The following is a 25,963-nucleotide window of genomic DNA, read 5'->3' as shown; positions in this document are numbered from 1 at the left end:
AACATCAATAAACAACTTTTCTTCTGGTCATATTGAGCTAAATTTCTTCTTCAAACTACCTTTTAAAATGCTTTTATTAGTTTTTGTCATAATACGATCAAATACTCCTAATAACCTCTTAAGTAAGCTTGGGGTTAGCGAAGAGATAGGATTAACAGATACGTTGTTGTTTTTATCATCACCATTTGCTTTGTAGTCTATTGAAATAATCCCCCTACTCTTCCCACCAGTTAGAAGTTTTCCGATTATAGGGATTTTCAACAAAGATTTGTTAATTGAATATGCTGGTATTACTTGTCCTTCAACCTGGAATTTATAACCCTTAATATCGAGTGTACCACTAGTGCTAATGCCTAGTTCCGCTCCTTCAAGCCAAGATTCTTCAATTTCAACAGTGCCATCTTTATATGAAAAAGGTGCATTACACTTATAAAAATGTACACCTTCGTTCTTTATAGCATTTACAATACCAGGCAGTGAAGACATTGATAATAAAGTGGTAAGCAGTGGAGCATCTTTGATATAGAAATTGCTGATAGATAACATACCATAATGTCCTCCATTTTCTCTCTTAGAAGATAGATAAAGAGAGAATTTGCCGTTTTTAACTGATTTACTAATCCCTAAAGAACGCAAAAGCATACCTGAATTATCCGCGTATATTTCAAGCCCTATTTCACTGTATTCTGCTAATATACTACTATTATCCTCTGAAAACTTTCCTGTAAATTGACTTCCACTGCAATCACCTTTAGCGCAAGTTACGTTCAGCTTGGCATCTTCTATGGTAATGCCTTCTTTCATAATTATATTGTCAACATTCATAGTAACTTCTATTTTGTTACTTAATCGATTACTATCTTTGCCAAGTAAACCTAACACATCACTTAAGTTGATTTTCTCACCGTGAATAGTTATGGCATCTTTCTCCTTACCTGATTCAATTTCTATACTAAAATTATTATCAGGTAATTTAAAATTGCTAGAATTTAAATATAGATTTCCATTTTCTACTCTTCCGCTAAATTTTATGTCTAGATCACTTCCTACAACGTCTAGTTTATCTATTAGTAACTTACCTGCTCCTTTTAGCCTTGTAGAAAATAAAACTTCATTGTGATCTTCAAAATGATTTTTCCATCCTAAGTAGCTTGAACGCAACTCAAGCTCTGATAAATCTATATTACCATTAACATATCCAGTCTTATCTTGATTTATCGCTGATTCTATATTTGCATTGATATAACCATCACCGAAATTAAGTATTTGAGCAGGTAAATCTCCAGTCAAACTCCAGGCAAAATTTTCATTTTTATTGCTACTTTTGAGGTCAAATAGTAGCTGTGTATTATTTACCATACCACTGCCATTTAAATCAATAAAATCTCTGCCGAAATCAAGCTTAATATCATACTTACCAAAACTTCCATTATACACCACCAAACTATCAATTTCAGAATGAAATTTGGCCGAAAAATCTACTTTTTTATCACTAGAATTTAGATTAAAAATGCGAAAATTGAATACAGACTTTGCTATTCCACCTACTTTATCTCTTTCAAGTTTTACCACATCATCCAGCTTAAATCTTATAGGCTCATATAACCCATAAGCATCACTTACAGCCTGACCGTTAATGGTAAGAACTGAATCTTCCTTATTTAGAGAGTTCATTTCAATATCACTACTATCGATAGTGAAATTCTGAAACTTGGCACTATTTACAATAATTTTGAGATTGTTATCCTTGAGAGTTAACTCACCGTTCAAGTTCTCTACTCGTTCAAAATCCTCATCAAATTGAACGCTGCCATTTTCTATATCAGCAACAATTACAATACCTGACAGATCATCATTTATTAAACTATCGATTTTACCGTTAAAACTTATAATTGTATTTATAATATTCCCATCAATATTATTACAATACCACTTTCTAAATTCATTGTTCACTAGACCATCTGGTACATAAGTACATAAATCTTTTGCAACAAGTTTACTAATATTAACTCTAAGCAAAGCATGATTTGTGCCAAAGTTCATTTTGCCAATCAAAGAAAGGTAAGTATCATTTAACTTAAAATGAAAGTTTTTTACGCTAATGATTTCATCACTATATGTCAAATTTACATTTACATTAGTCAAGGCTAAGTTTTTACCTGAGTGACTCTCTGTATTTAACACGTATATGTTTCCATCCATAACTTCATCTTTTCCATTAATCCTCATTGAGAAGTTCCCTTTGAACCCTATTTCTTTGTCCAAATTGTAACTTTTAACTAGTGTGGAAAACTCGTTAAATAGCCCCAACTTTAGGTTATAAAATGTTCCATACAAATTTAACAAATTATTGCGATTTTTTATCATAATAGATAAATCATCTAGAATCCCCTTTTTATCTTTTGTATGAACACGAATATCCAAAACATTAAAATTTTCCTCCTTTCCTACATATACTTTATCAATGAAGAATTCACCTTCCGTGCTTTTATTGACAGCAATGTTAGTAATTTCAATCCTTGAGTCTGCATTTAAGTAGAAAAAAATTTTTCTTATTGTCTTCAGCAGATTTTTTGTACTACTCATCTTATCTGTCATTACAGATGTTGTTATTCCTCTGGTCTCTTCCTTCTTGATATATATGTGTACATTACCAGCTAAAACCTGAGAGAACTTTTTGGAACTTAACTTAAAGTGTACGAAAAGCTCAGGAACTTCTATGGTAAAGTTAGGATTTGTTATTTTTAAATCTGTAATGACTAGCTTGCCATCTTTCTGCCAAATAACCGAGGTACTCTCCATGCTGACATCCGAATTGGTAAATATCTTTAATATTTTTTTCTTTATATAAAAATTAATATAACTAATATTGATTTCTAAAGGACCTTCCCCTTTAAAAGGGATAAAGAAGCAGAATATAAATAATAAAATTATAGAAAATGATAGAGCTATTTTTTTAAGCATCGATTATTGCTTTTCTTGCTAAGCTGTCGGCTTCTTCATTGTATTTATCACCATTATGCGCTTTCACCCACTTCCAGTTAATCTCATGTTGCAAAGCAACATCGTCTAATTCTTTCCATAATTCTATATTTTTTACTGACTTCTTATTACTTGTCTTCCAGCCGTTCATTTTCCACTTATTTATCCATTCTGTTATACCGTATTTACTATAGAGGCTATCCGTATACAAACTGATATTACAAGGAAATTTTAATACCTTCAGTCCATTGATCACTGCTGTTAACTCCATTTTATTATTTGTAGTATTTTCTTCTCTACCACAGATGTTCTTTCTATGATTTTGAAATAATATGATTGCTGCCCACCCTCCTGTCCCTGGGTTACCAGAGCATGCTCCATCTGTGTATATTGTCACTTCCTTTTTCTTCATCTTTAACTGTAGTGAATTAATAAAGTATATCGTTGCTTCTATAAAATCACAATTTTTATAGATATAGAGGCAATTTAAGCCGCACCTTTAAATTTTATTATGGAAATAAAAAAAAGTACTACAACGAGCATTATTAGAAGAGAAAGTAAAAGATAGTTTTTATGTTCTTTCATGGTTAAAACAAATCAATAGAGCAGTAAATAACGCTGGCAAACAGAGAAAATAGATAAGAAATCGAATAAGAAAACATTTTTTTCTGCGAGCTATGACTCTTAAGCCTTATAACGGATGCAGCAAACCAAATAAAAACACACCCTTCAATAATTGCCATACTGAGGTAAAATAGAGCCTTTTTCAAAAATAGTGCTGGAAGTAAGCTAGTTAATACGAGTAACACGCTATAGATTAATATATATTTCCTCGTTTTTTCTGGACCATAAACGATATTGAACATTGGAATCGATGCTTTTGTATAATCTTCAGATCTATTTAAGGATAGAGCCCAAAAATGTGGTGGAGTCCACATAAAAATTATTAAAAATAGAATACAACTTTCCCAGCTTACAGAGTCAGTTACAACCGCCCAGCCAATCATTGGAGGAAAAGCACCTGCTGCACCACCAATAACAATATTCTGCGGAGTACGCCTTTTGAGCCAAATTGTATACACAAAAACATAAAATAATATGCTAATTGCAAGCAAAGCAGCAGAAACATAGTTCACTGCTATTGCCATGATAAATACTGACAATATTCCAAGAGTTATGCCAAATTCAAGAGCGCTTTCTGCAGAAACTCTACCTGAAGGTATAGGGCGGTTTTTTGTTCTCTCCATAAGCAAGTCTATATCTCTGTCATACCACATATTTATTGCACCTGCAGATCCTGAACCAAGAGCAATGCACATAAGAGATATTAGTGCAAGGAAAGGATGAATACTACCTGGTGCAGCAACCATTCCAGCAATTGCAGTAAACACTACAAGGTACATTATCCTTGGCTTCAGCAAATGCCAAAAATCCAGTATTGTTGATTCAACATTTAGCAAAACACTTGTGTACATTCTATTTTATCACTGGTGGTTTTTCAAAAGTATGAAAAGGCGGTGGTGAAGATACCGTCCATTCTAAAGTGTCACCTTCCCAAGGATTATCTCCAGTTTTTTTGCCCCACTTAAAGAGATGTATAACTATAAATACAAAAAACATAACTGAAAGAAAGGACATATATGAACCAATTGAGGATATATAATTCCAAGGGATAAACGCGTCAGGATAATCAGGTATACGCCTTGGCATACCTGCTAATCCCAGGAAATGCTGGGGTAAGAAAGTGACATTGGTGCTAATAAAAGTGAGCCAAAAGTGTATCTTTCCTAAACACTCGTTATATTGCTTACCTGACATTTTGCCTATCCAATAATAAAAACCGGCGAAAGCTCCAAATAATGCAGCAAGCGACATGACATAGTGAAAGTGAGCAACGACATAATAGGTATCATGCAAAAGCCTATCTATTCCACCGTGAGAAAGAATTATTCCTGTTATACCTCCACCAACAAACATGAAAATAAAACCTAGTGCAAATAGCATGGGAGTTTTAAATTCAATCGCCCCACCCCACATAGTTGCAATCCAACTAAAGACTTTTACACCAGTTATAACGCCAATAAAAATTGTTGTAGTGCTAAAAAATATAGCAGCATCTTCGCTAAGCCCAACAGTAAACATATGGTGAGCCCAAACCATAAAGCCAAATGCTGCTATGCCTATCATTGCATAAACCATTCCTTTATAGCCAAATACTGGCCTATGGGAAAAAGTTGATACGACTTGGCTTATGATGCCAAATGCAGGAAAAATAATTATGTAAACTTCTGGATGACCAAAAAACCAAAACAGGTGTTGAAATAACACAGGATCACCGCCACCAGCAGGATCAAAAAAGGAAGTACCTATATTACGATCAGTTAGCAGCATAGTTATAGCACCAGCAAGTACCGGTAAGGCAACAATTAACATAAACGACGTTAATAAAACAGACCAAACAAATAGTGGCATCTTGGTCAATGACATGCCTTTTGCACGCATATTAAATATAGTGACTATAAAGTTGATTGCCCCAACAATTGATGACATACCAGCAACATGAAGTGCAAGTATAGCAAGATCAACTCCTGCACTTGGGTGGGACATGATTTGTGACAGAGGTGGATATAAAGTCCATCCTGTTCCAGGACCTTCGCCAGCAAACACCGAGAGAACGAGCAAAATAAAAGATGACACTAACAACCAAAAACTTAAATTATTCATACGAGGAAATGCCATGTCTGGTGCACCAATCATGAGAGGCACAAACCAATTACCAAATCCTCCCATTAAGGCTGGCATTATCATAAAAAACACCATTATTACTGCATGCCCTGTAATCATTACGTTATATAGCTGGTAATTATTGTTAAGTATATTAATGTGCATTAGCTGAGTACGAATAATTACCGATAACAATCCACCAATAATTCCAGCTAATATGGAAAAAATAATGTATAGTGTCCCTATGTCTTTGTGATTAGTAGAAAATAGCCAACGTCTTATACCTTTTGGTACATCACTCATATCTATACTCCAAACTTAACTTACTAATTTTTTATCTTCAATCCACTTATTAAAATCTTCTTTACTCACTGCTTCAACAACAATTGGCATAAATCCATGACCTTGACCACATAGTTCATAACATTGCCCATAATAAATACCGGGCTTTGTAACGTTAAACCATGCTTCATTCAGCCTACCTGGTATTGCATCAATTTTTATACCAAAAGCCGGTATTCCCCAGCTATGTATTACATCTCCTGCTGTCACTTGTAAACGAATATTAGTATTGATAGGTAAAATAACGTTATTATCAACAGAGAATAGTTTTAAATCTCTTTCGGTAAAGTCTTCTTTTCCTTTTATATAGCTGTCAAATGAAATACCTTGATATTCTGGGTACTGGTAACTCCAATACCATTGATGACCAATAACTTTTAGTGTTATGTCAGCTTTTCGCACTTTCTCCTGTAGTTTAATTAATTCAGCATTTTTAAAAGCCAATACCCCAACAATAATCGTTGGTATAACAAACCAGATAATTTCTACAAAGATATTATGAGTTATTTTACTGACATTTTTCACTTTGCCCTTACGAAAGCGAAATACTATATAAGCAAGCAGGGCCCATACAAAAAGCATAATTGCAATCATTACACTCATCACAAACGAATGTGACTTAACTACAGCCTCCATTATCTCAGTTGCAGGCTCAGGAAATCCAAATTGCCAAGAAGTAGGAGCAGAAGCAATTGATATGTTTGAGTAAAACATTATCAATAATGCAAATAACTTCACCATATTTTTTGCTGTAAAACTAACTATATAATAGTATATATAAACTTGCTATGCAAACAGAGATTATAGAATGTACACAAGTGTTTTGCTAAATATTGAATCAAAAATAAATGATGATTAATGTTTTTTTAGCATTTAATAAATATAATAATACAATACTAACTTGAGGAAAAAGCATTTGCATGAATCTATTTTAACTTAAAATATTATAATATTTTAAGTTAAGTATTTACTTTAAGGAAATTCTATAATAAGTTTAATAGTGTCTGTTATTGCTAATAACCCTCTAGCCTCACACCTAAAAGCAGTAACAGACACTATTAAACTTTATACCTAATTTATAATTCATTGAGATAAAAATCTTACTAATTTCTTTAATTCTATTATGTACTTGAATTTACTAATTAACCTTTAATGGTTACGTTAACACTTACATCTTAAATCAGAGATTTACATATTATAGAATTATAAAAGAATACACTACTTGTGTGTAAATTTTTTTTGCATATTAAACTCTGTGAACAAATTTTTTAGAAAAGCCAAATAAATTATCTTTCTATGAAAGACCTGTCGAATGTTGCAAGTATAGGCGTAAACAAGAACGATAAAAGAGTACGGGATTGAGTAACTATATATACTTCTGCTGGCATACCAGGATATAGGTATACATTTTTAAATTGAGCAAGTTCTGATTTTGGTATTACTACTCGCACTGAATAATAACGCCCCATTCTCGGATCATCAAGAGCATCAGGAGAAATATGATTTACTATACCGTTAATTAAACTTAAGCGACGTGCACTATAAGCGCTCAGCCTTACTTTAACTTTCAGCCCTTCTAGTCCGTCGATAGAGACTATATTGCTATCTTTCTTTTTTGCTGACAGTATCTCTTCTATGTTTCTGGTTAGAACTTTAGCATCTATTATTAGATCATCATTTGATGGTACTATACTCATGATTGGAACCCCAGATTGTATAACACCACCTTCAGTGTGGTATCTTATATCTGTAACTATACCATCTTGAGGTGATTTAATTATTGTACGTGCTAACGAATCTTCAGCAACCATCAGCCTCTCTTTTAAGTCTGCAATAGATGTATTAACTTCCTTAAGCTCAGCATTTGCTCTTTCTTGAGCATCATTCTTCACATTTATAATCTCTAACTCATTTTCTCCAATCTTTTGCTGTACTTGAGATATTGCAGAACGGTAATGTCCAACTCTACCCTCAATTTCAGCAAACTGTTTTTCTAAAGCTAAAATGTGTGGTTTGCTTATATGGCCACTATCAAGTAATTGTCTTTTTGTTTCTAACTCCTCAGTTATCAAGTCATATTGCTTATGGGCTGCATTTAGTTGAAAATTTAGCCCTGCTAATTCATCATTTAACTGCTTTATACGTTGTTGCAGTATGTCAGTTTTTCCTAATATACTCTTTCTCTGAGAGTTGAACAACTTTACCTGATTCTTTATCGCTTTATTTACAAGTTCATCGTTAGATAATCTTTTAACCTCATCAGAAAATTCTAGCGTATCTAAGTCTCCCCTAATTGCAATAAGTCTTGCTTCAGTTGCCAAAAGTGATAAGAGTTTTTCTTTAATTATACTCAAATTTGCCTTTTCGTTAACATCACTTAATAAAACTAAAGGCTCATCTTTTTTAACTGTTTGACCTTCTTTTACTAAAATTTTGCTTATTATTCCCCCACCCAAGTGTTGCACTATTTTTCTATTTGAAGAGACAATAACTTCTCCACTTGCATGCACTGCTCCGTCAATTGGAGCTATAGCCGACCAAATACCACCTATTCCAAAAAAGATGAATATCACCACTAAACCAAAAAATAGTGGTCCCCATGTGACTTTTAGGACTTCATTTGCGTTATTACTCTCACGTTTAAAAATAAAATTTATCATCGCATCAATCCATGCGAACGTCTTATCCAAAAATTGATATTTCTTCTTTCTATTTCCTGCCCTTTGCATATCTATATCATCACTACCAATCAGGCCTGTCAAAGAAAGTCCAGCACTAAGCTTTTTTAACTTACTCATTATAATACTACTGCGAATTCTTGTAGGATAACACACAAAAACAAAGAATCTATATCTTAAGTACTCTACTTAGAATATGGAACATCAGAATAAACTATTTAGTAACAATTCTTATACTCTATTGAATGGTTCAGCATTAGGCTAGAAAATCAAAAAGGCTTTACAATAACCATAATAACTATAATTATTATTAACACTGTTACTGCTTCGTTTAAAACACGAAAATAAACGTGAGTTTTCTTATTCAAGCCCACTACAAAATTTTTCCTATGCTTTGCAAGTAGGACATGAATAGCAAACATTAAGAATAATGCTAGCGCTTTTACATGAAACCACCCTTCGTGATATGGTTCCCTAATAATCATTAGCATAATTCCAAAACTAAGGGAGAAAAGCATTGCAGGATTTACGATACATCTAAGGAGTCTCTTCTCCATTATTTGAAGTAAGCTGTCATTTTCTGACCCTGGTTTTACAGATGCATGGTAAACATAAAGCCTTGGTAAATAGAGCATACCTGCCACCCACATAATTACAGAGATAACGTGAAAAGCTTCAAGCCAGTGATAGTAGTCCATATAGATAGTATTATAAAATGTTAAAAATTTCTGGTATGATCTCAATTTAATAAAAGAAAGTCAATATGAAAGCAGAAAATTTCACTAAAGAACAGGTGATTGGATTCTACAGAAAAATGCTTCTCATACGCAGATTTGAGGAAAAAGCAGGACAATTATACGGAATGGGATTAATAGGCGGATTCTGTCACTTATCAATAGGGCAAGAAGCAGTTGCAGTTGGGACTCAAGCTGCATCAAAATCTGGTGATGCTCTTATCACAAGCTATAGAGACCATGGCTTAATGCTTGCATGTAATTCTGATCCGAATGTTGTGATGGCAGAACTAACCGGCAAAGAAACAGGGTGTTCAAAAGGCAAAGGTGGCTCCATGCACATATTTGATGTTGAAAAAAATTTCTTTGGTGGACATGGAATAGTAGGTGCACAAGTCCCAATTGGCACAGGAATAGCATTTGCTAATAAATACAAGAAAAAAGATAACGTTGTATTCACATATTTTGGTGACGGTGCTGCAAATCAAGGACAAGTATATGAATCATTTAATATGGCATCTTTGTGGAAGTTACCTGTGGTTTATATCATAGAAAATAACGAATACGCAATGGGAACTTCTGTACAAAGATCAACTTTAGTAACTGAACTATATAAAAGAGGAGAGAGTTTTGGTATTCCTGGGAAACAAGTTGATGGAATGGATTTTTTCTCTGTCTATGAGTTAACAAGTGAAATAGCTGAGCGCGTACGTGGGGGAAAAGGACCTCTCTTGCTTGAAATGAAGACATATCGATATCGTGGCCATTCAATGTCAGATCCTGCTACTTATCGCTCAAAAGAAGAAGTTGAAGATATGAAGCAAAATCATGATCCTATAAGCACCCTAAAGCAGTATATAACAGACAATAAAATCGCTTCTGATGAAGAATGCAAAGCTATTGATAAGGAAATACGAGATTTAGTAAAAAAGTCAGAAGATTTTGCTAAAAATAGTAAAGAGCCAGGCATTGATGAACTATATACTGATGTTTATAAATTTGTTAGCTAATCAGTTGCCATCAAAATTATGTTTTGGCCTACTATAGATATTTTTTGGCAGCACTTAACTTTATTATATAACAGCCTAGTCAATAGAAACTGTAGTAACTCTTATATTATTGATATACACCGCTCTTGGATCATAGGTTAAATGAGTTTTATTTGACTTTTTGTGCTAGTTTGCAGAATATAAAGTTATTAATTGAATAAAATACATGACAAAAGAAAACTGGGAGACAGTAATTGGACTTGAGGTACACGCTCAGGTTTCTTCTAAGACAAAGCTATTTTCTAGTTCACTAACGGAATTTGGCACTGAGCACAATACTCAAGTTTCTCTAGTTGATGCAGCAATGCCAGGTACATTGCCAATATTAAATTATTTCTGCATAGAGCAAGCAATATGTACCGGTTTTGCACTTTCTGCAGAAATTAATAAATGCTCTTACTTTGATCGTAAAAATTATTTTTATCCCGATTTACCACAAGGTTACCAAATAACCCAGTTCTTTGAGCCAATAGTTAAAAATGGTAAAGTGTTTATCAATAATAATGAAAAAGAAATAAGAATCGCAAGAATTCACTTAGAGCAAGATGCAGGAAAGAGTATTCATGAAGAAAGCAAAACTTACGTAGATTTAAATCGTGCAGGTGTTGCTTTAATGGAAATTGTTTCAGAGCCAGATCTTCGTTCATCTGCAGAAGCTGCAGAATTCATGAAAAAATTGAGGCAGATTTTGCGTTACATCGGTTCATGTGATGGTGATATGGAAAAGGGGTCACTTCGCTGTGATGCAAATGTTTCTGTTCGCCCAAAGGGTAGTAGCACATTTGGCACTCGTTGTGAAATAAAAAACTTAAATTCAATACGTTATATTGTACAAGCTATAGATTATGAAGCACAAAGGCAGATCAAAATTTTGGAAAGCGGAGGAGAAATAAGTCAAGATACCTTATTGTTTGATGTCACTTTAGGAAAAACAAAAGTGATGAGAAGCAAAGAAGATTTAAGTGACTATAGATATTTCCCTGAACCTGATTTGCTACCTGTTGAAATAAGCCAAGACAAAATTGATTCTATTAAATCATCTTTACCCGAGTTGCCAGATCAAAAAAAACTTCGATACATAGAGGAATTAGGTATCAATGAATATGATGCAGACGTTATCACTTCTGATAAAGAAATTGCCGATTATTTTGAAAAATTAGCAAAAAAGCATGATTCAAAGATTGCAGTTACCTGGTTAACCGTCGAGCTTTTCGGTCGTTTAAATAAAACAAATATTGATATTGTTAGCTCTCCAATTAAAGCAGATGCTTTATCCGAACTCCTCGACTTTATCGTCGATGGAACGATCTCTGCTAAACTTGGTAAACAAGTTTTTGATATTATGTTTGAAACTGGAAAGCCTGCATCCCTTATTATAGAAGAGCAGAATCTCAAGCAAATAACTGACACATGTCAAATCTCAGAGGTAATAGATAAAATCATCAATGACAACCAAGATAAAGTTCAAGAATATAAGGATGGTAAAACAAGATTGTATGGGTTCTTTGTTGGTGAAGTCATGAAATCCACCAAAGGAAAAGCCAGCCCTGATGTCGTAAACTTGGTTTTGAGTGAAAAATTAAATTGAGTGCCTAGGTGTACGGTCCCAGATCTTTTGCTATTTGCTGGGAGTATTAAATAAACCATACGCGTCAAGTTAAGAGATTGTGATCAAATTTAGAGAAGTTAAGGTGGATACCCTAGTTTTTCTGTACTTGTCTTTTAATGAAAACTGCGACCAAGTTATGGTAAGCTTTTTGAGAAAAATATTTAAGCCTTTAATTTTATTATTTAGTGCTAAAAATAACTCTCTAATCCGTCTTTTTAGCTCAATAAATGCCTTTGTTAAGCTAAGCTCCGTATTTTTTTTCAGTTCTGTGCAACCAACTATTCCATGAAATATAAGAATTGCACACAATTTGGCATATAGCTCACATAATACTCTGTATGGCTTTCCTCTCAGCTTATCAAGCCTTATATTACTCTTATATAATTTGAACAATAATTCAATTTGCCATCTTATTCGGTAAACTACTAGTATTTGCTCAGCATTAATCTTACTTTTTGGAACATTAGTTATAAATATCGACCAATTTAGTAACTTTTGGTTCCTTTGAGAAGATGTGTATCCATGTGATCTTGCTAACCTATTAGCCTTTCTTCTTCTAGCCATAGCTTGTTCTTCAGTTAGTTTTTTAAATATAATTCTTACTTTAACCCTTGTCTCTTTTCCTAACAATACCTCCTGTTCTAGAAAAGATCGATCTCCCAAATGTTCTAGTAAATCTATTTTTTGACCTGTCTCTATATCATATATGTTAGTATCGGATTTATAACGACTTATGAAATAAGCTCCTATTTCATTGATTTGTTTAAAAGAACTTGGCACAAAATAACCCAAATCAGATATTAGTAAATCGTTGTTCGATATATTGCTTAAATGGCTTCTATAACCCTGATCTGACCTTATTCCTTCAGTTATATTAAGCTGGTCTAATGTCTGGTTTAGGTAGTAAAAAACTAATTGTAACTTTATTCCAGACTTAGTATTGCTTTCATAACCACTGTAGCTTGTGCCATATCCTTTATACATGTCTTTCATACTGTTAGGTAAGCTAATGTAGCTGCTGTCTAATAATTTAACACCTCCAAAGTGCTTCAAGATTCTGCAATCAACTTGTAAGGTATTTTTAAGTAACGTTAAAGATTCATTATACATTCTTTTCATAAATTCCACTGCTTCCTTGGTAAATCTAAAGTCCAGACCTTGTTTTGTTATATTTATCGAGTCTTCATTCAATAATTGACACACTGTCTCTATACTACAATTATCAACCCCTATATTACCCAAAACGATGGCTTTTATGAACCCTGTTGTAGCTGAGATTTTATCTGCTTTTTCATTAAAAAATTCTTTGAGCTTTTTTGAAATGCAAACTATTCTTTTCATTGTATAAGTTCTCCGTTTTCTTTGTTAGATTTAAGAGAACTTATATCTTTTTTTTCTCTTCCTTACACTAAGTTTATTACCACAGTTCCTTAACTTGACGCGTATGGTTTATTTAACACTCCCAAAAATTTTCTGATGCATTAGAACTAGGAGTAGGTATTAATGATGCTTTTACTAGATTTTTCTACTGTTGTGATCTAAAAAGCCACTCACTATCCTCATTACAGGACGGGTAGAGCGGTCACCAGTCAAGTCAATTCTATCTCCCACTGTATCATGAAGCTCTTTAACTTGAGCTTTATATTCATCCCAATAGTTTGATAACTCTTGTTGGTCATTGAGAAGATCTGGTTTATTTGAAGTTGTTAACCAGTGTGAGTCATGTTCCAAAATATATCGAATTGCAGCTTTCCCTATATCTATATGCCCTACAGTAACGGCATAATTTAAAACATCTTCTGCTTTTTTCTTTCCAGCATTAAGATCAGCACCAGCTTTTATTAATAATTCTACTATCTCTGGAGTGTCAAAAAATATAGCAGTATCTAGAGGAGTTTTTTCATTACAATCTTTGATATTTGAGTTTGCTTTTTTTTCTATTAAATAACTTATAAATTCTAAAGCTCCATTAGCTTTTTCAGGATTGAGGTTTTTATTATTTCTGTATACTCTAATTGCAAATTGCAACGCAGTTTGACCCTTCAGTGCATTAGCATCTATGCCTGGTCTCCAATAGCCATCCTGTTCTTGATTTACTATGTTTACATCTGCACCGTTTTCTATTAAAGCCTTAGCTCCTTTTAAATTGCCTTGTGCAATTTGCAGATGAAGTAAGCAACGAACACACTTATCGGTTGCATTAGGATTTGCACCCTGTTCAATCAAATACTTTGTAATTTCATCATTATACGTGTAATCTCTAGTTGCAACTTCTAGTGGCTCAGGATTTTGCGATAACTCATTTTTAGCTATTGGTTTATTCATCTGGTAGATTGATTTGACTAACTCTAAATCTTTTTTCATAACTGCTTTTTCGACTGCAGTAATGAATTTTACACCTTGCTCTATTAGATATTTAGCCATTTTACTATCAACAGCATAACCTAATAAATTTTGTACCATTTTGGGAATTAATCTCAGCAACAACATCTTTAATAATAGAGCTGTTTTTCTCAAAAATTGATTTTACTTTTTCTAAGTCATTCTCCTTAACAGCTCTAAGAAGCTTTTTTAATACAGAATCTTTCTTCTTATTTTCAGCTAGAATTTTCTGTAGTTCTTCAGAAATCATAAGCATACCTCAACACACATAATAAAGAGAGTATACCCAAATCAGAATCGCTTGTGAAGGATTTTTGGATATTAGCTTGCCCAAAGGTTAATTTATTTTATAATCTTTCTGTATTCTAGAAATTTCAATTAAATGAACTGTTATAAAACTCACGAGTGTAATGAATTAAGGAAGAATGATTTAGAAAAGGAAGTTATTCTCTCTGGTTGGCTGTATCGCAAACGTGACCATGGTAATCTGATCTTTGTTGATTTAAGGGATTTTCATGGGATTACTCAGTTGGTATTCAATAACGATAAAGATTTTTTTAATGAAATTTCTAATTTAAAATCCGAAAGTGTGATTACTGTCACAGGAGTAGTCAAAGCTAGAACTGAAGATACGGTGAACAGCTCTATTTCCACAGGAGAAATTGAAGTTATAGTTAGTAATTTACAAGTTGAATCGGAAGTTGAGTTTCACTGTGATGAAGAAATAGCAAAAGAAGAAAGAAGTATATTAGCAAGCATTGCCGGTGAGCAAGAATACCCAGAAAACATGAGATTTAAATACCGTTTTCTTGATTTAAGACGTGAAAAGGTTCGTAATAACATTATTCTGCGTTCACAGATCATTTCAGAGCTCAGGAGGCTCATGATAGAGCAGGGTTTTTTAGAGATTCAAACTCCAATACTTACTGCCTCTTCTCCTGAGGGTGCACGTGACTACTTAGTGCCAAGCAGACTAAATCCTGGTAAATTCTATGCATTACCACAAGCTCCGCAGATTTTTAAACAGCTGCTCATGGTTTCAGGGTTTGATAAATATTTCCAAATTGCACCATGCTTTCGTGACGAAGATGCAAGAGCTGACCGTTCTCCAGGAGAGTTCTATCAGCTAGATCTTGAAATGTCTTTTGTGACTCAAGAAGACATCTTTCAGATTATTGAGTCTACCTTATATAAAGTGTTTGCTAAATTTTCTCGTAAGTCTGTCGATAAAGATTTTCCACGTATTACATACAAAGACGCAATGCTTAAATACGGTTCTGATAAACCAGATCTGCGCAATCCACTGTTAATCAGTGATGTAACAGAAATTTTCCGTAATTCAGAGTTCAATATTTTTAAAAGCAATATTGAGCGAGGTATGGTAGTCAGAACCATCCCTGCTCCTAAAACAGCAGAGGAACCACGTAGCTTCTTTGATAAAAAAATAGAACATGCGCAAAAAGAATTTGGCGCTAAAGGTCTTGGATATATAACGTTTGATAAAGATGGAACTGCAAAAGGACCGATTGCTAAATTCCTCGATGACAATAGGCTAAATCACATAAGAGAAGTAACAAACATAAAGCCTGGAGATAGTGTATTCTTTGTTTCTGATAAAGAAGAGACAGCAGCAACAATTGCAGGAAAAGTGCGCTCTCTCTTAGGATCAGAACTGGGTCTTATAGATGACAATATCTTCAAATTCTGCTGGGTCATCGATTTTCCATATTTTCTATATGATGATAAAACCAAAAAAATAGATTTCTTTCATAACCCATTTTCCATGCCACATGGTGGCTTGAAAGATTTAGAAGAAGCAGATCCGCTGGACATCCTTGCTTACCAATATGATCTTGTTTGCAATGGAATAGAACTTTCAAGTGGGGCAATTCGTAATAACAAACTGGATATAATGTATAAGGCTTTTGCCATTGCAGGTTATAGCAAAGAAGAAATTGATATAAAATTTGGCGCATTTGTGCGTGCATTCAGGTTTGGGGTGCCACCTCATGGTGGAATAGCGCCAGGGGTTGATAGAATGGTTATGCTGCTTGCCAATGAGCCGAACATTCGTGAAGTAATCTGTTTTCCTATGAATCAGCAAGGAGAAGATGTTTTAATGGGCGCTCCTTCTAAAGTGGATAATAAACATTTACGTGAGTTGTCTCTAAAGGTTGTTGAATAAAAATTTATAGCGGAGTGTGGTAACCCAGAAGTCATGAACGATATTCAAAAAGCAATATTATCAAGCATAATCTGCAACATGATTATATGGTATGAAGTAACTCTGTTTGGAGTTTTAACGCATATAATAAGCAACGTTTTTTTTCCTTCAGAAAATAATTATTTAAGCACAATCAAATTTCTTGGCAGTTTTGCAATTGGGTTTGGATTTAGACCACTTGGTGCGTTTATTTTTGGTTACATTGGAGATAAGTACGGTAGAAGGAAAATTTTGCTGACTTCCGTAATATTAGCTTCGATATCGTCTACTGCAATTGCGGTTATACCAGGCTTTAAAGAAATAGGAATATTTTCTCCTATATTACTTCTGCTTTGTAGAATAATACAAGGAATGGCAACAGGAGGGGAAACGAGTATCAACTCAGCCTTTTTAATAGAGCATTCAGGCGATAAAAAAAATCTAGGCTTTTTAGGTAGTATGAAAGCTTTCAGTGGTGCTCTTGGTTCTATTACATGCTTTGTAATGATAGCTGTTTGCAAAAAGTTTACAGGTGAAAATTATGAGATTTGGGGCTGGAGGTTGCTCTTCTATTTCTGCTTTATTATGGGCATAATAGGCTTCTTAATAAGATACATAATGGAAGAGAGCCTAGCATATAAAACTCATGATCAAAATAAAAGTTTATCTAGTTCTCCATTTCTAGAATTAATCAGAGACTATAAAAAAGCATTTGTGATAGCAATTGGACTTGGCATTGCTCAAAATGCAATTGTTTATTCAACAATCATGTTTTACAACATATCTGTAAAAGAGTTCATTCTCTCAGGTGTTGATATTAAAAATTTAGTAAGGATTGCGGTTGAAATTACATTTGGAACATCTGCAGTGCTGTTTGCAATACTATCTGATAAAATTGGAAGAAAAAATGTGATAATTCCTACATTAGTAGCTTTAGCTTGCATCAGTTTACCGGCACTTTCGCTACTATCACATGATAATCACTATATTGTAACACTCACTTTTCTGTTGATAAGTGTGCCGATAGGTGCATCTTTTGGAATATATAATTCTCTTGCCTGCGAATTATTTCCAACAAAAGTGAGATGTACTGGCTTCAGTTTAGCTCATAACATATCTGCAGGTATTTTTGGCGGCCTTTCTCCATCGATATGCATGTGGCTTATAGAAAAAACCGAAACAAAACTTGCTGCAGGGATTTACCTTACTGTTTGTGCATTGATTAGCCTAATATCTGTACTTCAAATTAAAGCCAAAGACAAAAAAATTGATTGGTGAAATCGCTTTAGTCAAAAGATAGCGCTTCAATAGATTTTTCGATATGTTTAGGGACAGGAGCAGTAATAGTGACTTCTTTATTATTTGGCAATTTTAAAGACAAAAAATATGAATGTAGGTGAATCTGATTTGCTACTCCATCAATAAAAGCTTTTTTACCGCCATATTTACCGTCACCAAGAATAGGACAATTTATATGAGCTAAATGTGCACGTAATTGATGAGTTCTGCCAGTAATTGGTTGTAATTTTAAATAAGCAACATTATGTTTTAACCTTGCTATAATTGAAAAATGCGTAGTGGCATTTTGAGGTGAATCTTCATCAACGACTACTTTTTCTTGCCCTGAAATATATTTTTTCACCAACGGATAGTCTATTGTTCCATTATCTTTGCTCGGTATACCAAAAGTTAATGCTAGGTAAGTTTTTTTTATCCTCCGTCCTTTAAATTCTTCCATAAGGTATTTGGCAACGCTGGCATTGCGTGCGAATATTATTACTCCGCTTGTATCCCTATCCAGCCTGTGAACAATTTTAAATATTTCTCTCTCTCTTATTTGGTCAAGTAAATCACTAATGCTAATCTTTACCTTTACACCGCCTTGAACGATTACCCCCGCGGATTTATTTATAGCTAATATGTACTCATCTTCATATAGTATGTTCTCTCTCAGCAAATTTACTAGCTTTTCATTATATTTACGTTCAGAGTTAGTATTTTCAATATAATCTAAGTATCTTATTGTTATAGTTTGTCCAGAATTCACTTTATCGCTAGATTTTGCCTTGCAATTATCGACTTTGATTAATCCTTTCCTTAAAGACTTTTCGATTGTAGATTGTTTCAAATTGGGAAAAATTCTTCTAATGTACCTATCGAGCCTAACGTTATTGTCTTCTACTAATATTGTTTTGGTATCGTATGACATCTTACCTACAGAAATCTTATAATGAAAGTAGCGTACACTGAAATCTAATAGCACACAATCAGACCTAATGTACTTTCAGTGTCTGTTACCTCTACATCTATCATTCGAGCGTAATTGGTTAAAATCGATCTAAAGAAAATCCTATAATATCCGAATACTTTGCTATAATCGAGGAAGATTTTAATGATATTTCTTTCATCTTAGAAAGGTGAGTACTAGGGCCTAACTTCATACACTCAATGCCGTTAGCTAAAGATGTTACTCTTCCTACATTAACATTTGTAGTGTTACATTTCCGCCTGTAAGGACTATATCTTTGTTCTTTTATTCCATTCATTGTAGTACTAGGGCCTGGACACGCTTTAGTGTTAGGCCCTAACTTCATACACTCAATGCCGTTAGCTAAAGATGTTACTCTTCCTACATTAACATTTGTAGTGCGATATGACCACCTGCAAGGACTATGTAATATTTGTTCTTCTACTCCATCCATTTTAGCTGGACACGCTTTATTGTTAGTCTCTAACTGCACACATTTAATGTGGTCAGTTATAAATGCTACTCTTTTTTCATTAAGTTTAGCGTTATACTGTAATTGTTCAATTTGATTAGCTTGCTCTCTTATCATATGTTCAAATTTGGTAGATAATTCTATTTGTCTCGACATATGTGATGCTGTGTGTTGCATCATACGTGATTCTGCTTTAAGCTGTGTAAGTATAGCTTTTGCTCCTTGTTCTACTTCTGCTAGAAGATTACTTATACCTTGACGTTGAGCTAAATCTCTTACAGTTTCATAACAATTATCAGGCAATGAAGGATTTGCGCCATAGCATAGTAAGGTTATTGCTACTATCCAGTTTCTACGTTCGACAGCATAAGTTAAAGGAGATTCCCCTGAGTCATTCTGCGCATTAACATCTGCTCCATATAAAATTAAGGTCCTTACTACTTCCGGATGGTTATACTTGGCAGCTTTATGTAAAGCAGTTGATCCTAAATCATCACCTGCATTAGCATTTACTCCAGATTCTAATAGAGCATGTACCACTCGTGTATCACCATGTCTGGCAGCACAACGTAAAAACTCAGCTTCCATCAATTTCATCACATCCTTCCATATTTTAAATTTTATCAGAGTATTTGCTGCTTCTAGACAATTATATGGACGAATAGAAAGTAATATTTTCTGTGGATCATTCGTCTCAATACTTGCTCCATGGGCTATTAGATAATTCATTACTTCTCTATTGCCTTTTGTAGCAGCACAATTAAAAGGAGTCCATCCCCATGCATCCTTATAGTTAACATTTGCTCCATAGTTTATTAAGAGCTTTACTGCTTCCACATTACCATTCGTAGCAGCAATATGTAAGGGAGATCGCCCAATTAACTTATCCTCTATATTAATACTTGCTCTACATCGTAATGTGGCTTGTAATAGGATCTCTAATATTAATGTATCATTCTTTGCAGTAGCCCAATATACAGGACTCCATCCAAATACATCTACTATCTCAATATTTTCGTAAATATTCTTGTCGTTTTTTATTATACAATCCACCATTTCTTTATTGACATTTGCAACAGCAAGATGTAAAGGAGTAAGTTTAAGCGCCCCATTCCTCTTAACATCTGCTCCATTCTTCATTAAGTACTTTACTACTTCTTTACGGCCATGACCGGCAGCCTCATATCATGACCGGCAGCCTCATATAAAGCAGTCAATCTCGCTAGATCCTCTGCATTAACATCTGCCTTATTTTTTACTAAGATTTTTGTTATTTCTATATCGCCATTTGCAGCTGGCTGATATAAAGTAGTCCGTTGAGATGAATCCAACTGATTAACATTTGCCCCTTTTTCTATTAGCTTGAGTACTACTTTTGTATTTCCGTTTTCAGCAGCCCAATGCATAGCACTCCATTTACACAATGGGCTTAATGCATTAACATCGATTCCTTTTATTGCAATCATAGCATTTGTTAAATTGTCCAGATCAAAATCCATAGCTAAATACAATAACGTGTATGAACAGTATCCAGACAAACAATCTACTTCAAACCAATGATTTACATCAAACTTATTTTCTTCCCACTCTCTATACACATTTCCACTTGCTTCCTTTGATTTATTTAATACCTCTAGTATTTTTTTTGTATCTAGCATAATTGGTACCTCTTCTGATATCTTTTGTGCATCTAGTATATCCTCTAATGCTACTGCTTTTGACTCTCCTGATGTCTCTTTTACATCTAATCTTTTTAGTATTCTTTTTATCATCTTTTGTGAATTTGATATCCCTGTCTCCTTTAGTATCTTTTTTGCTTCTTCTTTTGTCTGCGGTACATTTACCACCTTGAGTCTCTTTTTTAATGACTCTTGTGTTTCTTGCACTCTTGGAAGCTTGCTTGATGTTTCTAATTTATGTGATACCTCTTCCAACATTCTTAACATTTCTGACAACTCTAGTATCTCCGGTCTCTTTAGTGCTTCCTTTATTTTTTCAACTACATTATCTTTACTTAAATTTATCTTTTCATCAATTATGGTTAATATTAGTTGCCACCGCTCATATGACATTACCATAGCTTTACCTCATACTATAGAATATTATTCTTAACGCTATACATTATGATGTAATGGTCAATATATTTTTTCTATAAGTGCAACATTAGGGACTAAAGACCTGTGAAAACCAAGCTTGCTTAAAACCACTTAATTGGGTACAATTATAAGTTTTAAGGCAGCAAAATGACAGCTTTTATTCCTTTGGTTATTTTTTTAATCTTGTACCTTGGAAGTGGTGTCTACTTTTCCTTTATCGGAATTGATAATCCGCTTCGCCAAGTTTCACCAGTAATTTGCCTACTACCTGCATTATTTTTTGCTGTTGCGCGCAATATAAGTAAAATTCAGCATAACATCGATACTGTTATTGAGGGTATGGGTGATAAAAATACCCTTACTATGTGTTTAATTTTTCTATTTTCTGGAGCATTTTCTGTGGTGACTCAATCAATTGGTAGTGCAGATACTGTTGCTGATTTAATTCTCAAATTCCTTCCAGCAAGATTACTACTGCCTGGAGTATTTTTGGCTTCCGCTTTTATATCAACTGCAATTGGTACATCTATGGGAGTTGTTGTACTAATGGTACCAATAGCTGTTAACTTAGCAAAAAGTGGTGCTTTTGGTCTTGAAATAGGAGTTGCAACTGCGGTAGGTGGTGCTGTATTTGGTGATAACCTCTCAATGATTTCTGATACTACTATTGCATCTGTTTCTTCACAGGGGGCCACGATAAAGGATAAACTTAAAGTGAATTCTAAAGTAGCATTTGTTGCCAGCATTATAACGCTTGTCTATCTGGCAATTATGGCAGATAGTACAAAAATTATTCCTACATCAAATTTAGATTATTTGTCAGTAATAAAGATTATTCCTTATATTTCTTTAATAATCATGGGGTTATTTGAAGTTACTACTTTAGTAACAATAACTATAAATATAATTGTTGCTAGTGTATTAGGGATGACTTTTTTTGACTATACTATCATTCAACTCTCTTATAACATATATGACGGTTTCAAAAAAGCAAACGAGATAGTGATATTTGCTCTATTTATTGGCGGATTGAGTCATATAATGTACAAGCAGGGTCAAAAGGCATTACACAAACTTATCGATGAAAGCAATATCACAAAAACTAGAGCTGAATTTGTAATAGCGGGTATAGCATCTATGTTTACTGTTTTGGTTGCTAATAATACCATTGCTATTTTATTAAGTGGAGATATTGCAAAAAGGCTTGCACAAAAGCACAATATTCCGCCATACCGTAGTGCATACTTATTAGATATTTTTGCTTGTGTTACAAAAGGCATTTTGCCTTATGGTTCCCAGCTGCTGCTAGCAGGTAGCATTGCTTCTGTCTCACCTATTTCTTTGTTAACACAAGTGTATTACTGCTTTATTTTAGCAGCAGTTACAGTAGGTGAAATAATCATCAATGGCAGACGTTGCGCGGCTACAACTTAATGTACGAAGATTTCTCTTCATATTACATTTTTATGCCCATAAGAAACGAGTTGCCATTTTCATCAGCTACTTGGATAATAGATATATTCACAAAATTGTTCCATTTTTCTCAATAGGTTTTGGTTTTCCCCTGTTAGCGGAACATAAAACTTAACTTTTCAGCAAATCTCATTTTAACTCCAATACACTAACTATGAAACAGTCTATATTACCATCAAAAACAGAATTTATATTACCCACTTCATACCCGGTTCTTAGATCCTTCACCATTTGATATGGATGCATAACGTACGATCTGATCTGACTGCCCCAACCTATATCGCATTTCTTGCCATATTCTTCGGCCATTTTCTGTTCTTTTTTTTCCAATTCAATTTGATATAAACGTCCTTTAAGTAGTTTAAGTGCTTCATCTTTATTTTTATGTTGAGAACGACCATTTTGGCATTGAGCTACAACGCCTGTTGGAATATGCGTAATACGTACCGCGCTTTCAGTCTTATTTACATGCTGACCACCTGCTCCAGAAGCACGGTAAGTGTCGATCTTTAAATCCTTTTCATCCACAACAATATCTATTGAATCTTCAATCACTGGAGTTACTCCTACACTTGCAAAACTGGTATGACGTTTACCATTTGCATCAAATGGTGATATTCTAACCAATCTATGAACTCCACTTTCGCTTTTTGCCCACCCGTAAGCTTTTTCTCCGATGATCTTTATTGTTGTAGATTTTATACCAACTGCATCACCATCTAATTTTTCTACAACTTCAACTTTAAAATTGTGATAAATTTCTGCCCATCTTGTATACATGCGCATGAGCATCTCAGCCCAATCATTGCTCTCTGTTCCACCAGCTCCTGAGTGGATTTCTAAAAAGCAGTTATTGTTATCTGCTTCACCAGTAAATAAAGATTCTGTCTCTTTAAGTTTGATTAATTTCTCTAGCTTTACTAACTCACCTTTAACTTCAGAAAAAAATTCTTCATCATTCTCATCAATAGCAGATTTCATCAAGCTGATAGCATCGTTGTAATCGCTTTCTAGCTTTGAAAACGATTCTATGTCATGCTTAATTTTAGAGCGTTCTTTTAAAATTTCTTGTGCTTTTTGATTGTCTTGCCACAGATTATCATTCGACGCTTGAGAATCCAGCTCTTCAAGACGCAACTTCAAGTTTTCTATGTCAAAGACACCTCCTGATAAGAGAAATACTTTTATTTAAGCCTTGAAAGTATTCAAGGATTTCTGGATGGGTTTTCATTATACTTTAGACTTTAATATATTTATTATCACTAACAATAACAGCAAACAAAATAGAAATTTAACCATATAATAGTTAATTCAAAATAATTTTATTATACTTGAATGTTCAATAAAATCAAGTGTGTATATTTATTAAAAAATAAGGTAAAGTAATGAATATTAAAACAAGTTCTCATTATGGTTTAGACAAAAAGGCTATTGATGATTTAATAGAGTCTCTCGATAATCAAGAATTAGAGAATGTTCGTAATATTGTAAAAACGATAGATAGCGTTCAGTTAGCTTATTTTTTATCTACTTCGATCAGTGATCACAGGGAGAAATTAGTTAATATCCTCGATCAACATTTGTTAAGTGATGCCTTAGTACATGTAGTACCAGATTTACAAGTAGAGATCATAGAAATATTGGGAATAGAAAATACAGCAAAGTTACTAATGCTTCTTGATATAGAAGACATAGTAGCTATAGTGAAAGATTTAGATAGAAAGTCTATAGAAAATATACTTAACTACTTACCCAATGCAACTCAAAAATTAGTAGAGGAATTGTTATCATACCCAGAAGAAAGTGCAGGAAGGTTGATACATAAAAATATGGTTATAGCTCCATATTATTGGACGATAAATCAGCTAATGGAATTCTTGCGCAATTATAAAAAAATACCAGAAACATTTTACCAAATCTTCATCATTAACTCGAAATTAGAACCTATAGGTAGTTTCAACTTAAATAAGGTAATATCTCACTCAGGAGAAACAATAATAAAAGAGATAATGAGTCAAGATATAAAAATAATTAAAACTGGAATGGACCAAGAAGAAGTAGCAAGAATATTTAAAGATTACTCTCTATTATCAGCTCCAGTAGTAAATAAGAGTGGTAAAATTATCGGTGTAATCCTTATTGAAGATGTAATCAAAATTGTTCAGCAAGAAGCAGAAGAGGATGTACTTAAAATAAGCGGTGTATCATCTAAATCTGATATAAATGCTCCTATACATAAAACTATAATTAAAAGGCTACCTTGGTTATTATTTAACCTCTTAGCTGCAACAATATGTTCTATAGTAGTTGGCTTTTTCGATAACGTAATAGAAAGTTTTATAGTACTACCAATAATTATGCCAATAATTGCATCAATGAGCGGAAATGCAGGATCCCAAACAGTAACACTAACTATCCGGGCAATCGCAACAAAATATCTAACTGAGCAAAATGCAAAAAGAATACTGATGAAAGAATTTTTAATAGGTCTTATAAATGGAGTGATTTTATCTACAATTTCGCTCGTAGTATTAGCAATAAGGTTCCATAGTTTAAAAGTAGAGATCATTTTCGTAGTTTCCATGATTGCAATGTCGATTATTGCAACATTTATCGGCACTTTCATTCCTATAATGCTTCATCGTTTAAGATCCGATCCTGCTGTTTCATCTTCAATCTTAACATCAGCAACAACTGATATTCTCTCAGCTCTTATATTTTTTGGTCTAGCCACGATCTTTTTATTAAATAGCTGAATCTTGCTATATAAAAAAATTGCTTTACCAGCAACGTTATCATTACTCACAGATACATTGAAGAAGAAAAATAACAGTTGATAAAGAAATAAAAGTACATGAAACTGAGCTGCTTTAGTTTTAAAAACATAAATTATGCATTTTAAATAAAATACTAAAACACGTAAAAGTTCTTGCTCTGCTAGATCTTTTTAGCTACAATACAGTTTAACATA

The 25,963-nt window shown here is 33.7% G+C and carries 20 protein-coding genes; 6 read left to right on the top strand and 14 right to left on the bottom strand.

Features of this window, described 5'->3' with window-relative positions; translation table 11 throughout:
* Window positions 1-27 precede the first annotated feature (27 nt).
* The 7 genes from BWZ41_RS04525 to hemJ all read right to left on the bottom strand — a co-directional run bounded on the left by BWZ41_RS04525 (window position 28) and on the right by hemJ (window position 9,424).
* Window positions 28-2,964: a YhdP family protein gene (locus BWZ41_RS04525; RefSeq protein ID WP_143689546.1), complete on the bottom strand. Its 2,937-nt coding sequence runs from the start codon at window positions 2,962-2,964 to the stop codon at window positions 28-30.
* The gene (rnhA, locus tag BWZ41_RS04520) at window positions 2,957-3,394 is read right to left on the bottom strand and encodes a ribonuclease HI (protein WP_143689545.1); all 438 of its coding nucleotides are present in this window, start codon (window positions 3,392-3,394) and stop codon (window positions 2,957-2,959) included. The genes BWZ41_RS04525 and rnhA overlap by 8 nt, the downstream gene beginning before the upstream one ends.
* Before the next feature lie 175 nt (window positions 3,395-3,569).
* The gene (locus tag BWZ41_RS04515; RefSeq protein ID WP_010401351.1) at window positions 3,570-4,457 is read right to left on the bottom strand and encodes a heme o synthase; all 888 of its coding nucleotides are present in this window, start codon (window positions 4,455-4,457) and stop codon (window positions 3,570-3,572) included.
* Window position 4,458: 1 nt separating this feature from the next.
* On the bottom strand, window positions 4,459-6,009 hold the full coding sequence (gene ctaD / locus BWZ41_RS04510) for a cytochrome c oxidase subunit I (RefSeq protein WP_143689544.1): 1,551 nt from the start codon (window positions 6,007-6,009) through the stop codon (window positions 4,459-4,461).
* Between the two features lie 15 nt (window positions 6,010-6,024).
* On the bottom strand, window positions 6,025-6,789 hold the full coding sequence (gene coxB / locus BWZ41_RS04505) for a cytochrome c oxidase subunit II (protein ID WP_143689543.1): 765 nt from the start codon (window positions 6,787-6,789) through the stop codon (window positions 6,025-6,027).
* Between the two features lie 545 nt (window positions 6,790-7,334).
* The gene (locus tag BWZ41_RS04500; RefSeq protein WP_143689542.1) at window positions 7,335-8,846 is read right to left on the bottom strand and encodes an HlyD family type I secretion periplasmic adaptor subunit; all 1,512 of its coding nucleotides are present in this window, start codon (window positions 8,844-8,846) and stop codon (window positions 7,335-7,337) included.
* Window positions 8,847-8,995: 149 nt separating this feature from the next.
* Window positions 8,996-9,424 carry a protoporphyrinogen oxidase HemJ gene (gene hemJ / locus BWZ41_RS04495; RefSeq protein WP_143689541.1) on the bottom strand — a complete coding sequence of 143 codons (429 nt, stop codon included), beginning with the start codon at window positions 9,422-9,424 and terminating at the stop codon, window positions 8,996-8,998.
* Between the two features lie 65 nt (window positions 9,425-9,489).
* Here hemJ and pdhA point away from each other — a divergent pair, with 65 nt between their 5' ends.
* Window positions 9,490-10,470 carry a pyruvate dehydrogenase (acetyl-transferring) E1 component subunit alpha gene (gene pdhA, locus BWZ41_RS04490; RefSeq protein ID WP_143689540.1) on the top strand — a complete coding sequence of 327 codons (981 nt, stop codon included), beginning with the start codon at window positions 9,490-9,492 and terminating at the stop codon, window positions 10,468-10,470.
* Window positions 10,471-10,675: 205 nt separating this feature from the next.
* Window positions 10,676-12,097: an Asp-tRNA(Asn)/Glu-tRNA(Gln) amidotransferase subunit GatB gene (gatB, locus tag BWZ41_RS04485; protein WP_143689539.1), complete on the top strand. Its 1,422-nt coding sequence runs from the start codon at window positions 10,676-10,678 to the stop codon at window positions 12,095-12,097.
* Between the two features lie 69 nt (window positions 12,098-12,166).
* Here the strand turns inward: gatB and BWZ41_RS04480 are convergent, their stop codons facing one another.
* The 3 genes from BWZ41_RS04480 to BWZ41_RS08000 form a co-directional block, all read right to left on the bottom strand.
* Complete coding sequence (locus tag BWZ41_RS04480; RefSeq protein WP_143689401.1) at window positions 12,167-13,459, bottom strand: IS4 family transposase; 1,293 nt, start codon at window positions 13,457-13,459, stop codon at window positions 12,167-12,169.
* A gap of 174 nt (window positions 13,460-13,633) precedes the next feature.
* Window positions 13,634-14,581, bottom strand: a complete 948-nt coding sequence (locus BWZ41_RS04475) for an ankyrin repeat domain-containing protein (RefSeq protein WP_241653911.1) — start codon at window positions 14,579-14,581, stop codon at window positions 13,634-13,636.
* Window positions 14,550-14,750 (bottom strand): hypothetical protein, encoded by a 201-nt coding sequence (locus BWZ41_RS08000; RefSeq protein WP_241653910.1) that lies wholly within the window; start codon window positions 14,748-14,750, stop codon window positions 14,550-14,552. The genes BWZ41_RS04475 and BWZ41_RS08000 overlap by 32 nt, the downstream gene beginning before the upstream one ends.
* A gap of 132 nt (window positions 14,751-14,882) precedes the next feature.
* Here BWZ41_RS08000 and aspS point away from each other — a divergent pair, with 132 nt between their 5' ends.
* Window positions 14,883-16,685 carry an aspartate--tRNA ligase gene (aspS, locus tag BWZ41_RS04470; protein WP_143689538.1) on the top strand — a complete coding sequence of 601 codons (1,803 nt, stop codon included), beginning with the start codon at window positions 14,883-14,885 and terminating at the stop codon, window positions 16,683-16,685.
* A gap of 33 nt (window positions 16,686-16,718) precedes the next feature.
* On the top strand, window positions 16,719-17,981 hold the full coding sequence (locus BWZ41_RS04465; protein WP_143689537.1) for an MFS transporter: 1,263 nt from the start codon (window positions 16,719-16,721) through the stop codon (window positions 17,979-17,981).
* A gap of 7 nt (window positions 17,982-17,988) precedes the next feature.
* Here BWZ41_RS04465 and BWZ41_RS04460 read toward each other — a convergent pair whose 3' ends face one another.
* The 3 genes from BWZ41_RS04460 to BWZ41_RS07990 all read right to left on the bottom strand — a co-directional run bounded on the left by BWZ41_RS04460 (window position 17,989) and on the right by BWZ41_RS07990 (window position 21,501).
* Window positions 17,989-18,912, bottom strand: a complete 924-nt coding sequence (locus BWZ41_RS04460; RefSeq protein ID WP_143689536.1) for an RluA family pseudouridine synthase — start codon at window positions 18,910-18,912, stop codon at window positions 17,989-17,991.
* A gap of 118 nt (window positions 18,913-19,030) precedes the next feature.
* Window positions 19,031-20,563, bottom strand: a complete 1,533-nt coding sequence (locus BWZ41_RS07995; RefSeq protein WP_241653909.1) for an ankyrin repeat domain-containing protein — start codon at window positions 20,561-20,563, stop codon at window positions 19,031-19,033.
* Between the two features lie 11 nt (window positions 20,564-20,574).
* Window positions 20,575-21,501, bottom strand: coding sequence for an ankyrin repeat domain-containing protein (locus BWZ41_RS07990; protein WP_241653908.1), 927 nt, complete (start codon window positions 21,499-21,501; stop codon window positions 20,575-20,577).
* 165 nt (window positions 21,502-21,666) lie between these two features.
* Here BWZ41_RS07990 and BWZ41_RS04450 point away from each other — a divergent pair, with 165 nt between their 5' ends.
* Window positions 21,667-22,953, top strand: coding sequence for a Na+/H+ antiporter NhaC family protein (locus BWZ41_RS04450; protein ID WP_143689535.1), 1,287 nt, complete (start codon window positions 21,667-21,669; stop codon window positions 22,951-22,953).
* A 168-nt stretch (window positions 22,954-23,121) separates the two neighbouring features.
* Here BWZ41_RS04450 and prfB read toward each other — a convergent pair.
* A protein-coding gene (gene prfB, locus BWZ41_RS04445; RefSeq protein ID WP_241653907.1) for a peptide chain release factor 2 occupies window positions 23,122-24,223 on the bottom strand; the annotation gives its coding sequence in 2 pieces (ribosomal slippage) (window positions 23,122-24,156 and window positions 24,158-24,223; 1,101 coding nt in all).
* A 154-nt stretch (window positions 24,224-24,377) separates the two neighbouring features.
* Here prfB and mgtE point away from each other — a divergent pair.
* Complete coding sequence (gene mgtE / locus BWZ41_RS04440) at window positions 24,378-25,748, top strand: magnesium transporter (RefSeq protein WP_143689533.1); 1,371 nt, start codon at window positions 24,378-24,380, stop codon at window positions 25,746-25,748.
* Window positions 25,749-25,963: the final 215 nt, after the last annotated feature.

This window comes from Wolbachia endosymbiont of Nilaparvata lugens (genome assembly GCF_007115045.1).
GTDB lineage: Bacteria > Pseudomonadota > Alphaproteobacteria > Rickettsiales > Anaplasmataceae > Wolbachia.
Note: the sequence above shows the minus strand (reverse complement) of the source record. Positions and strands in the feature narration are given on the sequence as shown.